A 13,412-nucleotide genomic window follows, 5' to 3' on the forward strand; every position below is an offset into this window, starting at 1 on the left:
GACTGGAGCGCGCTGACCGGCACCTTCGGCATCGACTGGAAGCCGGATCCCGACACCCTGATGTACGCAAAGTACTCGCGCGGCTACAAGGCCGGCGGCTTCGACTCGGGAACGACCACGCTCCAGACCTTCGTCACCACCGAGAAGGAGACGATCGACGCCTACGAGGTCGGCCTGAAGAAGACCTTCGGCGGCCGCCTGCAGACCAACGTCTCGGCCTTCTATTACGACTACCAGGACATCCAGATCCCGCTGTCGTTCTTCAACGAGACGGTCGGCGCCAACCAGACCCGGTTCGTCAACGTGCCGAAAGCCGAGAACTACGGTCTGGAAGTCGAGACGGTGTGGCAGCCGATCGATGGCCTGCAGATCCTGGCGAACTACTCCTACCTGAACGCCAAGATCAAAGAGGGCGTGTTCTCGCCCGATCCGGACGATCCGCTGGCCCTGCTGCCGGGCGCCAGGATCGCGCCGGCGTCGGCCCAGGCGGCCAACGCGTGCATTCCCGGCCGTTCCCCGACCGGAACCGGCGCCGCGGCCTGCTCGCTGCTGGTCAACGTCAACCAGGACATTACGGGCTCCAAGCTCCCGTCCTCGACGCCCCACCGGTTCACGATCAACGCCAACTACACCTGGGAATTCGACGCCGGCCGCCTGTCGGCCTCGACCAGCTACGTGTGGCGCGCGGCGACCTACTACTCGGTGTTCAACACCTACGCCAACCGCGCCAAGTCGTATGGCACCACCGACTTCCGGATGCTGTTCAACGACAAGGACGATCGCTTCACGCTCATCGCCTCGATCAAGAACGTGTTCGACCAGCGCGGCTCGGCGGGGGTCAGCGCCGCGCGGATCAGCAACAACGCGGTGGGCAACAACGTGAACCACCCACTGTTCAACAAGATCAACGAGACGGTCTCCTACATCCTGCCGCGCACCTACGGCGTGGAACTCCAGTACCGCTTCCGCTGATCGCGCCGCGCATCGGCGCCTGCGAAACGCCCCGGCCCGCAGCCGGGGCGTCTTTCGTTCCGGGCGCTCCGCCGAACTTTGGTCCTTGAAACATCGCGGCAACAATTCCGCCTCGTTCCATTCCGAATAGTGCAGTTCTTACACAACTCACGCGATGGGGACTTCACGGGATGCACGATCACGACCGGGGCCTGATCTTCGATCTCCAGACACTGCGCCGGCGCCGGCTGCTCGGCCTGATGGCGGCCGGTGGCGGGGCGCTCCTGCTCGACGCGTGCAGCGGCGGCGGAAGCTCGGACACCGCCGCCACGTCCAGTTCGTCGACGACGACCACAGGCACGACGGGGACCGGAACCACCGGCACGGGCACAGGCACGACCGGCTCGTCCTCCTGCTCGGCCACGCCCACCGAAACGAACGGCCCCTACCCCTCCGACGGCTCGAACATGGCCAACGGCGTGCTCTCCAACAGCCTGACCGCCGCCGGCATCGTGCGCAGCGATATCCGCTCCAGCTTCGGGTCGCTCTCGGGGACCGCCGCCGGCGTGCCGCTGACGCTCGCCATCAACCTCGTCAACGTGAATGCGTCCTGCGCCGCGCTCGCGGACTATGCGATCTACATCTGGCACGCCGACGCCCTGGGGCGCTATTCGCTCTACGACCTGCCCCAGCAGAACTATCTGCGCGGCGTCCAGGCGACCAACGCCAGCGGCCAGGCCACCTTCACCACCATCTTCCCGGGCTGCTACGCCGGCCGCTATCCGCACATCCACTTCGAGGTGTTCCGCAGCCTGGCCACGGCGACCAACGTCTCGAACCGCCTGCTCACCTCGCAGTTCGCCATGCCGGCCGCCGCATGCAGCGCCGTCTACGCGGACTCGAACTACACCGGCAGCGCCGCCCGTTTCGCCCAGACGACCACCGGCAACGACAACGTCTTCGGCGACAACACCGCAGCCCAGATCGCCGCCATGACCCCGGCCCTCACGGGCAGCGTCAGCGCGGGCTACACCGGCTCGGTCACCGTGGGCCTCACGGTCTAGCTGGGCTCTAGCGGCAGCTCGCGACCACCGCCTCCAACTGCTCCAGCCGCTTCTCGCGCAGGATACGGCCCGCGGCCAGCAACTGGTAGCGGTCGGCCGCGCCCGCGGCGGCGCGCAGGGCCGCGTCGGTGTCGGGATAGCGCGGGGCCGGCGGCAGGGTCCGGGGCACGCAGTTCCTCGTGACCGGCGCGGGCGGCGGCGGCGCGGGCCGGGGCGAGGTCACCGCCGGCGCCGGTGGCGGCGGCGCAGGAGCCGCCGGGATGTCCAGCACCCTGGGCTTCCCCCGCGTCGTCCCGCAGGCGCTGAGCGCCAGCGCCGCGCCGGCGGCCAGCAGGGCGATCCGCACGCGCCGGCTCATTTCTTCTTCAGGTTCGACAGCACGGCCCGGTCGGCGCTCTCCATCCGGGCGCAGGCGTCGATCCCCTCCGGACGCCGTTCCAGCAGTCGCCGCGCGCCATCGGGGGTCGCAGCCGCCACATAGTCCGACGTGGCGACCTGCCGCGCCGCGCCGGCCGCGTGGCAGGCGGCGAGTTCGTTGCGCAGGTCTCCCTGCGCCTTGTCGGAGGCCTGGGTGAGGTCGGCGATGCGGCGCTCGTAGCCGGCCTTCTCGGCCTTCCAGGTCGAGGCCGAGACGCCGTAGCCGACGGCCAGCGTAAAGGCGATGGCCGTCGCGATCGGCCCCGTCACCGGGCTCATCAACGCCTGTCTCAGTCCTGCCAGCATCGCTCCTCCCTAACCCGAAGGGCTTGAGGCGGGCTTAAACGGCGCCGCTGTGGCCATTTCACGACCTCCGCGGTCGGCGAGGTCGGGGCGCAGCCCCGCGGCGACCGGGTCGCGCGTCAGCCGGATTTTCCGGCCCGCACGAGGCAGGCGCGGCCCGCCGCCTTCAGTTCGGCGCAGAACCGGTTGGCGTCGGCGCTGTCCCCGAAGCCACCGACGACGGCGCGGAACCAGGTCCTGCCTCCGACTTCGGCCTTCTCGACCCACGTCGCGCGACCGCCGATCCGCGAGCCCAGGGCCCGCAGCAGCCCTCGGGCGTCGGCGTCGGACGTCACCGAGCCGATCTGGGCCACGGGCCCTCCGGTCCGTTTCGCCGCCGTTGCGGACTGGGCGGTCACGGACTGGGCGGTCACGGGCGGAGTGGCCGCGGGCTTCGGGACGGCCGGCTTCGGGTCCGCCTTGGCGGGCGCGGGCCTGGCGGACGCTTTTGGCGGCTCCGCGGCGCCGGCGGCAGGCGCGGGAGCGGGGGCGGAAGCGGGCGCAGCCGTCGCCATCGCGCCGTCCGCCTGGACCACCTTCATCGACCTGGTCTGGAACGGCCCCTGGAACCCGGCATCGCAGGCGGCGCGCCACGCGAAGTCCAGCGCCGTCCCGGCCTCCGGAACCCGCCATTCCGTATCGGCCTCGCGCAGGATGCGCCGCTCACCCAGCAGGTTGCGCTGCGGATAGCCCGTCGTCTCTCCCAGCCGCACGCGGTGGCCGGGGCAATCGGCGTTCAGCGACACGTGCCACGAGAGCGAGCCCGTGCGGGCATAGGTCTCGGGCGCGAGCGCCTCGGCGCGGATCACCACGCGCGGGCCCTGCCCGCCGCCGGCCGGAAAGGTGGAGACTACGGAGGTAATCGACTGCGGCGTCACGGCCACCACGCGCTCGGGCAGGATGTCCGTTTCGCGCTGCAGCCAGGACAGCAGGGGGCCGCGGTCGAGCGACGGCGGGAAACTCGCCTGCTCCTGCGCCACCGCGCCCGAAACCGCCATGAGCCCCATTGCCACCGCAACGCCGGCGCTCGCCCGCATCATCCCTAACCCCCGAAGCACTCGATTCCCCGAAACTCGTCGTCAAAGCCTGTCCGCGCAAGCGTCGCGTCGCCGCGGACACTTCGGATATCGTCGTTCGTCCCACTACAGCCTGCGCCGTGCGAAAAATGACATGAGACCCAAAATGAGTAGGTTCTTGGCAAGGTTGACGGGGCATTCTGCGGGCCGACCTCGAATCTTCTGATTCTCGGTAACAGTTGCACTGCACTCTAAGGTGGTATCGCCCACTTGGCCCCTCCCCAGCGGCCCGGCGGACGGGGGAGCGTTCGGAGTTGGGAAAAGCGTCGGATCGGACTTATCGGAGTCTGCGGGGTCTCGAAAAGACCGCGTCGACCAGCCGTGTCCTGAATCTGGCCGCGCTTTCCACCCGCAACGCCGGCAATCCCGAGCATGAGAAGAATCCCTTCTTCGTCGCCCAGACGCTGAACGGCGCGGTGATCGTGCGCCACCGGCTGCGCGACCAGGAGCGCGAATCGTTCGACCGCGTCCGCTACACGGCCACCAAGCTCATCATCCCGTTCGAGCGCTCGGACCTGGGCCTCGGCGGGCGCTCCCTGTTCGTCACCGAGCGCGGCTGGATGGACGTGTTCGAGGAGCTTCGCGGCGACCTTCCCGACCTGCCGCGCGACATCGCCGTGCTCGAGGCCATCGACGAGTTGCCGTCGCTCGACCCGTTCCTGCTGCGCGAGCACATGAAGCGGCGGGGCTTCGACATCAGTCCCAGCCACTTCGAGATCTCCGCCCCGGACCTGGCCCGCATGCAGCGCTTCGTGGGCTCCGAGATCGCCAAGCTCATCGAGCTGGCCTATCGCGACGCGGATGGCCAGGAGGGCAACATCAGCCGGCTCGTCGAGGCCCTGCTGTCCTCGCGCACCGACGAGCGCCTGGAGCCGCTGCGGCTGACGCTTCGGCTGGAGAAGGAGAACTACAAGGAGGGGATCTTCGCCTGGAAGGGCTTCCTCTATTACAAGTGGGTGCTGAACACCCTCTGGGGGAACCTGCGCGAGGTGTTCGCCGAACTCGGCCGCGTGAAGGTGATCGGGCCGCTCGACACCGAGACCCGTCGCGAGCTGGAGGAGCTCAAGCAGCGCCTGCGCCAGAAGATGGAGCGGCAGGTGAAGATGGTGATGGGCCACCTGGGCGTCTACGACGAGGTTTTCCAGCAGCTCACCGTAGAGGGCAACGCGCTGGCGTTCCGCGACTTCCTGCTGAAGTCGCCCGAGATGTTCCTGCAACTGGGCGACGGCTGCGGTCTCGTCAGCCACATCGCCACCTACTGGCGCTACCAGTTCCAGCGCGGCAAGCCGCTCGCCGCCAACGTCATGCAACTGATGGACACCCTGCAGGACTTCGAAGCCAGCCTCGGTTCCGACGAACACGAAGCCCCGAAGGCGGCGTAGGCGGCGCCATCCGCTCCGACCGGGAGCGTCAGCCCAGCGTCGCCTCGACCTCGCAGACCAGGCCTTCGGGCGCGAAGCTCAGCCGCACGGAGCCGCGCAGCTCCTCGGCCAGTCCCTGCTCGAGCAGCCGAGCGCCGAAGCCGCGTTGCGCGGGCTTCCGCACCGGCGGCCCGCCGCTCTCGCGCCAGGTGAGATGCAGCCTTCCGGCCTCGGCGGTCCAGGTCACGTCCACCCGGCCGCCGGCGGACGACAGCGCCCCGTACTTCACCGCGTTCGTCGCCAGCTCGTGCATGGCGAGTCCCACCGCAACCGCCGCCTTGGGATCGAGGTCGACCGCCGGCCCATCGGCCACGATGCGCCCGTCGTGGTGGGGCGCCACGGCCTCCGCGATGATCTGCGCGATCGGGCCGGCTTCCCAGTTCTGGCGCGTCAGCACGTCGTGCGCCGAGGCCAGAGCCCTGAGCCGGCCCTCGAACGCCTCGGTCGCCGATCTCGGCGCGCCCGCCGACCGGAACGACTGCCACGCGATCCCCTGCACGATGGCCAGCGTGTTCTTCACGCGATGGTTCAGCTCGTTGATCAGCAGGCGCTGGTGCGTCTCGGCCTTCTTGCGTTCGGTGATGTCGACGTTGGCGCCGACCATCCTCCGCGGCTGTCCGTCGGCGTCGAAGACGAAACGCGCCGCGCCCTCGATCCAGCGCACCTCGCCGTCGGGGCGGGTCAGCCGGAACTCGTACGCGACGAGGTCCTTGCCCGCCGCCAGGGCCGCCGTCGTTTCGGCTCTCATGCGCGCCAGGTCCTCGGGAACCACGCGCTGGCGGAAATGTTCGGTGTGGCCGTCGAACGAGCCGCGCGGGATGCCGAAGATGTCCTCCATCTCGCCGTTCCACACGGACTTCCCGGAGCGCAGGCGCCAGTCGAAGATGCCGACCTTGTGCGCGCCCACCGCCAGGTCCAGGCGCCGTTCGCTCTCGCGCACGGCCCGCTCGGCTTCGGTGCGCTCGGTCACGTCGTCGATGGCCACGCCCACGCCCAGTTCGCCCAGCGCCGAGATCCGGATGTCGACCATCCGGCGCTCGCGAAGCGCCGAGGGCGCGGTCAGCCGCCCCGGCTCGCCGCTGTCCATGGCGCGCTCCAGCATCGCCAGGAACGCGGTGCCGGCGCCCTGCGGGTAGATGTCGTGAAAGCGCTTCCCCAGCATCTCGGCGCGCGCGAAGCCGAAGAACTCCTCGGCCCGCCGGTTGAAGGCCCAGAAGCGCCAGTCTCGGTCGATCGCGTAGTAGACGTCGCTGATGCCGTCCAGGACCGCGCTCAGGCGATCGTCCGGCCCGGACGGCGGTGGCGGTTTCTTCCGCAAGATCAGGAACTCCCACGGTCTGGCCCGTGATCTAAGCCAAAGCCGGAGCTCCCGTCACGGCCGAACCCGACCCAGGGCCGTTTCGCCGATCGGCGCCGCCGGCCTAGACCCGGGCCACCGGGCGGGGGCGGGCCAGCAGGCGTCCGACGCGGGCGATCAGCGCCTCGTCCTTGAACGGCTTGGCCAGGTAGTCCCTGGCGCCCAGCCGGATCGCCCGGGCCACGTCGTCGCCCGAGTTGCGCGCCGTCAGCACCATCGTCGGGACCTTGTCCGACAGCCCCTGCGCCTTCATGCGCGCCAGCACGCCGAAGCCGTCCAGCACCGGCATGTTGATGTCCAGCACCATGGCCTCGGGCTTGAAGTCCGCCAGCCGCTCCAGCGCGTCCTGCCCGTTGCGGGACGGGCGTACGTCGAAGCCCGCCAGCTCCAGTCGGGTCACGATGAGCTCGAGGATGTAGGGCTCGTCGTCCGCCACCAGCACGCGCCTGCGCCGCCCTTCACCCAACGGCATTCGCCGGTCCCCCGATCTCGCCCGCTTCGTCCGGCGACGCCCACGCGGTGGCCGCGGCGATGGCCGCATACATATCCGCCGGATGGATGGGCTTTCTGACGAGTCCGTCGAATCCGGCGAGGTCGTTCTCGCCCGCCAGGTCGGCGTCGGCGGTGAACGCCAGCACCGGCACGTCCTGGTTCGGTCCTGCCAGCTCGCGAAGCATCCCGAGCGCCGCGCGCCCATCGACCCCGGGCATTCGCAGGTCCATCAGCACGACGTCCACCGGCAGCAGGCCCAGCCGCTCCACCGCCTCGCCGCCGTCGCCCGCCTCGTACACCTCCGCGCCCGCCGCCTCCAGGATCCGCCGGGACAGCTCGCGGTTCACCGGATTGTCGTCGACCACGAAGACGCGCGTGCCGTCGATGCGTGCGACCGCCGCTTCTTCGCCCGCCAGTTCGGGCCGCAGCTCGGAGGCGGGCGCGGGGATCTCGACGAAGAACCTGGCCCCCTGTCCGGGCGTGCTCGTAACGCCGATCTCGCCGCCCATCGCCTCGGCGATGCCGCGGCTGATCGCCAGGCCCAGGCCCGTGCCCCCGTGGCGGCGCGTCATCGAGCCGTCGATCTGGGTGAAGCGCTGGAACAGCAGCGCCTGCGCCTCGGCATCGAGACCCGGGCCTGTGTCGGCCACCTCGATTCGGATCCAGTCCGCCTTGGCCGCCTGGGCGACGGTCAGCGTCACGCCGCCCTCGTCGCTGAACTTCACGGCGTTTCCCACCAGGTTGATCAGCATCTGGCGCAGCCGGTCCCCGTCCACCATCGCAACCCGCGGAAGGTCTTCCTGCGCTGCGAACGCCAGCGACAGGCCCTTGCCCTGCGCCTGGGTCGAGAAGAGCTGCAACGTCTCCTCGCAGACCGTCGCCACGTCGACCGGCTTGGGCCGGATCTCGAACTTGCCGGCCTCCAGCTTCGAGAAGTCGAGGATGTCGTTGACGATGGCCAGCAGCGCGTTGCCCGCGCCCGAGATCCGCCCGACGTAGCGCTCCGCCGTCTCCGGCAGCTCCATCTCGCTCAGCAGGCTCGTGAAGCCCAGCACCGCCGTCAGCGGGGTGCGGATCTCGTGGCTCATGTTGGCCAGGAACTGGCTCTTCGCCGCCGCCGCCGCCTCGGCCGCCGCCGTCGCCTCGGCGATCTCGGCCTCCTGCGCCACCTGCAGGTCAATGTCGCGGATCACGTCGAGGAAGCCGGTCGGCGCGCCGGTCTCGGGATCGCGCACGAGGGTCGGGTTCGACTCCAGCCAGGTGTAGGCGCCGGTCGCGCGGTTCCGGGCCCGCCAGCGCACCCGCGTGGAGCCGCCGCCCTTCACCAGCTTCATGAAGGCCCGCTCGACCTGCCTGGCGTCATCGGGGTGCATGTTTTCGGCGAACGAGCTGCCCTCGATCTCCTCGGGCCGCGTCCCGCTCGCGCGTACGTTGGGACTGACGTAGATCGCCTTGCCGCTGAGGTCCGACATGATGATCATGTCCGAGGTGTTCTCGGTGATCATCCGGTAGCGGGCCTCGCTTTCGCGCAGCGCCATCTCCGCCGCCCGCTGCTCGGTGAGGTCGCGCAGTTCGACCACGTAGTGCTTGGGCGATCCGTCCGGGTTGCGGACCATGGCGATGGTCATGCCGCACCACAGGTATCCGCCGTCGGCCTTCCGGAAGCGCCGCTCGCGCGAGTAGCTGTCGATCTCGCCGGAGACGAGTTCCGCGATCAGGTGGTCGCCGGCGCCCCGTTCCTCCGGATGCATCAGGTCGTCGCCGTTGAGCCCGAGCAGTTCGGCCTCCGGGAAGCCCAGCATCAGGCACAGGGTGTGGTTCACCTTGAAGATCGAGCTATCCAGTTCGACCAGGCACTTGCCGATCGCCGCCTGCTGGAAAGCGGTCTCGAACAGGTCGGCCTGCGCGCGGCGCTCGGTGACGTTGCGCAGCACATTGATCGCCCCGGTGATCTCGCCGGCCTCGTTGCGGATCTCCTGGGGGTTGCCCTCCATCCAGACCCACCTTCCGTCCGCCGCGCGATAGCGCGCCTGCTGGTCGCCGCGGTGGTCCGAACCGGGAGCGCGGCCCGCCATGATCCGGTGATAGTCGTCGGGGTGGACGATCTGGTCCGTAGTCAGGCCCAGCAGCGTGTCGGGCTCGTAGCCGTAGGCGGCGACCGAAGGCGAGACCCAGGTGATCCGCCCCTCGGCGTCCATCTGCACGATCACGTCCGTCATCTTGTCGGCGATCAGGCGGTAGCGGGCCTCGCTGCCGCGCAGCGCCGCCTCGGCGGCCCGCCGCTCGGTCAGATCCTGCACCTGGGCGACGTAGTGCTTGGGCGACCCGTCCGCGTTGCGCACCATCGACACCGACAGGTGGACCCAGACGATCTCGCCGTCGGCCCGGATGTAGCGCTTGTCCATCCGGTAGCCGTCGATGACGCCGGCGGTCAGTTGGGTCAACTGCTCGAGGTCGGCGTTCAGGTCTTCCGGATGGGTGATGGTCTGGAAGTCGAGCGCGAGCATCCGCGCGCGCGGATAGTCGGTGATCCGGCAGAAGGCGTCGTTGATGCGCAGGAACGACCCGTCCGTCCCCACCAGCGCCATGCCGATCGGGGCGTTGTCGAACGAACTCTCGAACAGTTCGGCCTGCTCGCGCAGTTGCGCGCCGCGCTCGCGCAGGGCCTCCTCGGCGGCGCGCTGCGCGGTCAGGTCCTGCACCTGGCTGACGATGTGCAGGGGCTGCCCGCCGGCGTCCCGGACGCAGGAGGCGGTGACCCGCACCCACACGAACGACCCGTCAGGCCGCACGTAGCGCTCGTCCGACTCGTAGCTGTCGATGTCGCCGCGCAGCAGGGCCCGGGCCTGGTCGCGCACGCGCGCCATGTCCTCGGGATGCACGACGGTCGCCATGCGCAGGCCGACGGCCTCGCCCTTGTCACGGCCGGCGATCCGGCGCCACGCCGGATTGGCCCGGCGCACCACACCGTCTGGCGAGAGGATCGCGATGCCGCCGGCGACGCTCCGGAACGCGGCCTCGAACAGCTCGGCCTGAGCCGTCGCCGCGTCCTCGAGTTCGCGCCGCCGCGTCACGTCCCGGAAGATGTTGACGATCTCGACGACATCGCCGCCGGGCCCACGCACGATGTGCGGGTTGCCCTCCATCCAGACCCAGGCGCCGTCCGCGGCGCGGAAGCGGTGCTGGCGGCGCAGGGCGGTGTCCAGCTCGCCGCGCAGCAGCGCCGCGGTGGCCTGCGCCAGCGCCTCGGCGTCGGCCGGATGCGCCAGCCGCAGGAACGGCGTGCCGATCACGTCCTCGGGCGCGTAACCGTAACGTCGCGCCGACTCCGAAACGAAGCGGATCCGGCCATCGGCGTCGACGCGCACGATCACGTCGTTCGTGTGCTCGGCGATGAAGACGAAAGCGTCCTCTACCCCGCTCGGACCCATGGTCACCAGATCGTTCCTCAGGACCGCGGGCTCCCGCCGCGACTGCCCCGAACGGTAAGGGGAAGGCCTTTCAACGGGGTGAACGCAGCTCGCGCCGCCGCGTCGCCGCCCCGGGCCGGACCGCGGCGGGACGACGCACGATCCGGCGCTTCTCGCGGGACTCGACGAACGTCGTTCTGGTACGATCCCGGCGCTGGATGCCGAACCCCTGCCCCCCAGGGGCTCCGGTGTGGAGCTGGGGCGGCGTCGAGCCCGCGCTCGGCGTCGTCCGTCTTCCACTGGCCCTCATGCGGCCCTACTCTTCGCCCATGGCTGTCGCCTTCACCCGCGAGGAAGACTACGAGGCCCAGGCCGCCGACCTGCCTGACCGGCCGGTCTCGACCCATCCGAACCTCGTCACGCCGCAGGGGCTCGCCGCCATCGAGGCGGAGCTCGCGGCCGCCCGCGCCGCCTATGCCGCCGCCCAGGCCGAGGGCGGCGTCGCTGCGGACCGCACCGCCATGGCGCGCGCCACCCGCGATCTGCGCTACTGGGGGTCCCGCCGCGCCTCGGCCCAGCTCACCGCGCCCGACGCGCCCGCCGACACCGTCGCCTTCGGGCGCACGGTCGAGATCGAGCGCGGGGACGGTCGCCGCCAGGCCTGGCGCATCGTCGGCGAGGACGAGGCCGACCCCGCCGCCGGATCCGTCTCCTACGTCTCCCCCCTCGCCCGCGCGGTCCTCACCAGGCAGGTCGGCGACGTCGTCACCGTCGCCGGCGCCGAAGTCGAGATCGTCGCGGTCCGCTGAGCCCCTTCACTTCGCGCCCGCGTCTGGTCATGGCGCGACATGAAGGGAAGCCTGGGTCCCCGCATTCGCCGGGATGAACGGTGTGGAGCGTTCGCGTCATTCCGCGATTCCTAAAACCCGTTTCACTTACCCAACGGCGCCGCAGTATCCTTCGTCGAACACGTGATGCGGAGAGGAACCCCATGCGCGACCTGATCATCCGGAACGGCACGATCGTCGACGGGACCGGGGCTGCGGCCTTCAAGGGCGATATCGCCATCCAGGGCGACCGCATCGTCGAGGTGGGCCAGGTCGCCGGCGCCGCGAAGCGCGAGATCGACGCCACGGGCCTCACGGTCACCCCCGGCTGGGTCGACATCCATACCCACTACGACGGCCAGGCCACCTGGGACCCGGTGATGGCCCCCTCGTCCTGGCATGGCGTCACCACCGCCATCATGGGCAACTGCGGCGTGGGCTTCGCGCCCGTGCGTCCTGGCCAGGAAGGCTTCCTGATCGAGCTGATGGAAGGCGTGGAAGACATCCCCGGCTCCGCCCTGCACGAGGGCATCGACTGGCAGTGGGAAAGCTTCCCCGAGTACCTCGACGCGCTGGAAGCCAAGCCCCGCGCCATCGACGTCGGCACGCACGTTCCGCACGCCTCCGTCCGCGCCTACGTCCTGGGCGAGCGCTGCAACACCGACTACGAGCCCAATGCCGACGAGATCGCGCGGATGGCCGAGATCGTCCGCGAGGGCGTCGAGGCCGGCGCGCTGGGCTTCTCCACCAGCCGCACCCTGCTGCACAAGGACCTGAAGGGCGTCCACATGCCCGGCACCTTCGCCGGCTCCGACGAGATGCTGGCGCTTGGCATGTCGATGAAGGGCCTGCGCCACGGCGTCTTCGAAATGGTCTCCGACCATCTCGGCGACGACGACGAGTGGATGTGGGTCAAGGGCTTCGCGGCCGAGACCAAGCTGCCCGTCACGCTGGTGGCCACCTCGGCCGGCGCCTACGAAGGCGACAAGATGTACAACATCGCCGAGGAGTCCCGGAAACACGGCATGGACATCCGCCCGCAGATCGCGGGGCGGCCCACCGGTATCCTTCACGGCCTCACCTCCAGCTTCCACGTCTTCATGGCCAGCCCGACCTGGAAGACGAAGCTCGCCGACGCCTCGCTCGAAGAGCGTCTGGCGCTCATGCAGACGCCCGAGATCCGCGAGGCGCTGCTCTCCGAGGACAGCCCGCTCATCAAGGCCGCCATCGGCGAGGGTCAGGCCGGCGATCTCGCCGTCGCCTTCGGCGGCAGCCTGCTCTGGCGCATCTTCCCGCTGGGCGAGCGGCCCAACTACGAGCCCGACCGCGAGCAGTCGGTGGCCGGCCTGGCCGAGGCCGCCGGCGTCCCGCCGCTCCACATGATGTACGACCTGCTCATCCGCGACGGCGGGCGCGAGCTCTTCTACCAGCCGCTCGGCGGCTACGTGACGTACAACTTCGACTTCTTCCGCAAGAACATGCAGCACCCCAACGTGCTGTTCGGCCTCTCAGACGGCGGCGCCCACTGCGGCGTCATCGCCGACGCCGGCATGCCCACCTTCATCCTCAGCTACTGGGCCCGCGACCGCGTGAAGGGCGACCGCTTCCCGCTGGAGTTCCTGGTCCGCAAGCTCACCAGCGACACCGCCCGCGCCTACGGTCTGAACGACCGCGGCCAGCTCAAGCCCGGCCTGCTCGCCGACCTCAACATCATCGACTTCGAGAAGCTGAACCTCGAACGCCCGGTCGCCATCCACGACCTGCCCGCCGGCGGCCGCCGCCTCGTGCAGAAGGCCGAGGGCTACCGCTACACCATCAAGTCCGGCCAGGTGACCTTCGAGGACGGCGAACACACCGGCGCCCTGCCCGGCGGCCTCGTCCGGGGCGGCCGCGAAGCGGTGATCCTGCCCATCGCGGCGGAGTAGCCACAGGTGCTCTCCCTTCCTCCTCGATGGAGGAAGGGCCGGGGATGGCGCTGTACGCAGGAAAGCCCACGGCCTGCGCTTTTGCGGCGCATCTCCGCGTTGCACCGCCCGTACCTATAGGCGAGGGTCG

The 13,412-nt window shown here is 70.0% G+C and carries 11 protein-coding genes; 5 read left to right on the forward strand and 6 right to left on the reverse strand.

Annotated elements, in window-relative coordinates; genetic code table 11:
• Both JNL41_RS00740 and JNL41_RS00745 read left to right on the forward strand, forming a co-directional pair.
• On the forward strand, positions 1-972 hold a 972-nt coding region (locus JNL41_RS00740; protein ID WP_293472237.1), incomplete at its 5' end, for a TonB-dependent receptor.
• Positions 973-1,142: 170 nt separating this feature from the next.
• Positions 1,143-2,015 carry an intradiol ring-cleavage dioxygenase gene (locus tag JNL41_RS00745; protein WP_293472239.1) on the forward strand — a complete coding sequence of 291 codons (873 nt, stop codon included), beginning with the start codon at positions 1,143-1,145 and terminating at the stop codon, positions 2,013-2,015.
• Between the two features lie 7 nt (positions 2,016-2,022).
• Here JNL41_RS00745 and JNL41_RS00750 read toward each other — a convergent pair whose 3' ends face one another.
• The 3 genes from JNL41_RS00750 to JNL41_RS00760 form a co-directional block, all read right to left on the reverse strand.
• Positions 2,023-2,373 (reverse strand): hypothetical protein, encoded by a 351-nt coding sequence (locus JNL41_RS00750; RefSeq protein ID WP_293472241.1) that lies wholly within the window; start codon positions 2,371-2,373, stop codon positions 2,023-2,025.
• Positions 2,370-2,738, reverse strand: a complete 369-nt coding sequence (locus tag JNL41_RS00755) for a hypothetical protein (protein ID WP_293472242.1) — start codon at positions 2,736-2,738, stop codon at positions 2,370-2,372. Before JNL41_RS00755 ends, JNL41_RS00750 begins: the two co-directional genes overlap by 4 nt.
• 116 nt (positions 2,739-2,854) lie before the next feature.
• On the reverse strand, positions 2,855-3,772 hold the full coding sequence (locus tag JNL41_RS00760; RefSeq protein ID WP_293472244.1) for an SPOR domain-containing protein: 918 nt from the start codon (positions 3,770-3,772) through the stop codon (positions 2,855-2,857).
• A gap of 332 nt (positions 3,773-4,104) precedes the next feature.
• On the opposite strand from JNL41_RS00760, the gene JNL41_RS00765 reads away from it, so the two are divergent.
• Complete coding sequence (locus JNL41_RS00765) at positions 4,105-5,232, forward strand: hypothetical protein (protein ID WP_293472246.1); 1,128 nt, start codon at positions 4,105-4,107, stop codon at positions 5,230-5,232.
• 28 nt (positions 5,233-5,260) lie between these two features.
• Here JNL41_RS00765 and JNL41_RS00770 read toward each other — a convergent pair whose 3' ends face one another.
• From JNL41_RS00770 to JNL41_RS00780, 3 genes are all read right to left on the reverse strand, one after another.
• The gene (locus JNL41_RS00770) at positions 5,261-6,589 is read right to left on the reverse strand and encodes an HWE histidine kinase domain-containing protein (RefSeq protein WP_293472248.1); all 1,329 of its coding nucleotides are present in this window, start codon (positions 6,587-6,589) and stop codon (positions 5,261-5,263) included.
• 103 nt (positions 6,590-6,692) lie between these two features.
• Positions 6,693-7,100 carry a response regulator transcription factor gene (locus tag JNL41_RS00775; protein ID WP_293472249.1) on the reverse strand — a complete coding sequence of 136 codons (408 nt, stop codon included), beginning with the start codon at positions 7,098-7,100 and terminating at the stop codon, positions 6,693-6,695.
• Positions 7,087-10,551, reverse strand: coding sequence for a PAS domain S-box protein (locus JNL41_RS00780; RefSeq protein WP_293472459.1), 3,465 nt, complete (start codon positions 10,549-10,551; stop codon positions 7,087-7,089). The genes JNL41_RS00775 and JNL41_RS00780 overlap by 14 nt, the downstream gene beginning before the upstream one ends.
• Before the next feature lie 308 nt (positions 10,552-10,859).
• Here JNL41_RS00780 and greA point away from each other — a divergent pair, with 308 nt between their 5' ends.
• Positions 10,860-11,339, forward strand: a complete 480-nt coding sequence (gene greA / locus JNL41_RS00785; protein ID WP_293472461.1) for a transcription elongation factor GreA — start codon at positions 10,860-10,862, stop codon at positions 11,337-11,339.
• Between the two features lie 182 nt (positions 11,340-11,521).
• A complete protein-coding gene (locus tag JNL41_RS00790) occupies positions 11,522-13,282 on the forward strand; it encodes an amidohydrolase family protein (protein WP_293472250.1) in 1,761 nt (586 codons plus the stop codon).
• Positions 13,283-13,412: the final 130 nt, after the last annotated feature.

Source organism: Phenylobacterium sp., assembly GCF_016793285.1.
Lineage (GTDB): Bacteria > Pseudomonadota > Alphaproteobacteria > Caulobacterales > Caulobacteraceae > Phenylobacterium.

Coding starts and splice junctions, on each gene's coding strand:
- JNL41_RS00745 (WP_293472239.1), top strand. CDS start 1,143: ATGCACGATCACGACCGGGGCCTGATCTTCGATCTCCAGACACTGCGC.
- JNL41_RS00750 (WP_293472241.1), bottom strand. CDS start 2,373: ATGAGCCGGCGCGTGCGGATCGCCCTGCTGGCCGCCGGCGCGGCGCTG.
- JNL41_RS00755 (WP_293472242.1), bottom strand. CDS start 2,738: ATGCTGGCAGGACTGAGACAGGCGTTGATGAGCCCGGTGACGGGGCCG.
- JNL41_RS00760 (WP_293472244.1), bottom strand. CDS start 3,772: ATGGCGGTTTCGGGCGCGGTGGCGCAGGAGCAGGCGAGTTTCCCGCCG.
- JNL41_RS00775 (WP_293472249.1), bottom strand. CDS start 7,100: ATGCCGTTGGGTGAAGGGCGGCGCAGGCGCGTGCTGGTGGCGGACGAC.
- JNL41_RS00780 (WP_293472459.1), bottom strand. CDS start 10,551: ATGGGTCCGAGCGGGGTAGAGGACGCTTTCGTCTTCATCGCCGAGCAC.
- greA (WP_293472461.1), top strand. CDS start 10,860: ATGGCTGTCGCCTTCACCCGCGAGGAAGACTACGAGGCCCAGGCCGCC.
- JNL41_RS00790 (WP_293472250.1), top strand. CDS start 11,522: ATGCGCGACCTGATCATCCGGAACGGCACGATCGTCGACGGGACCGGG.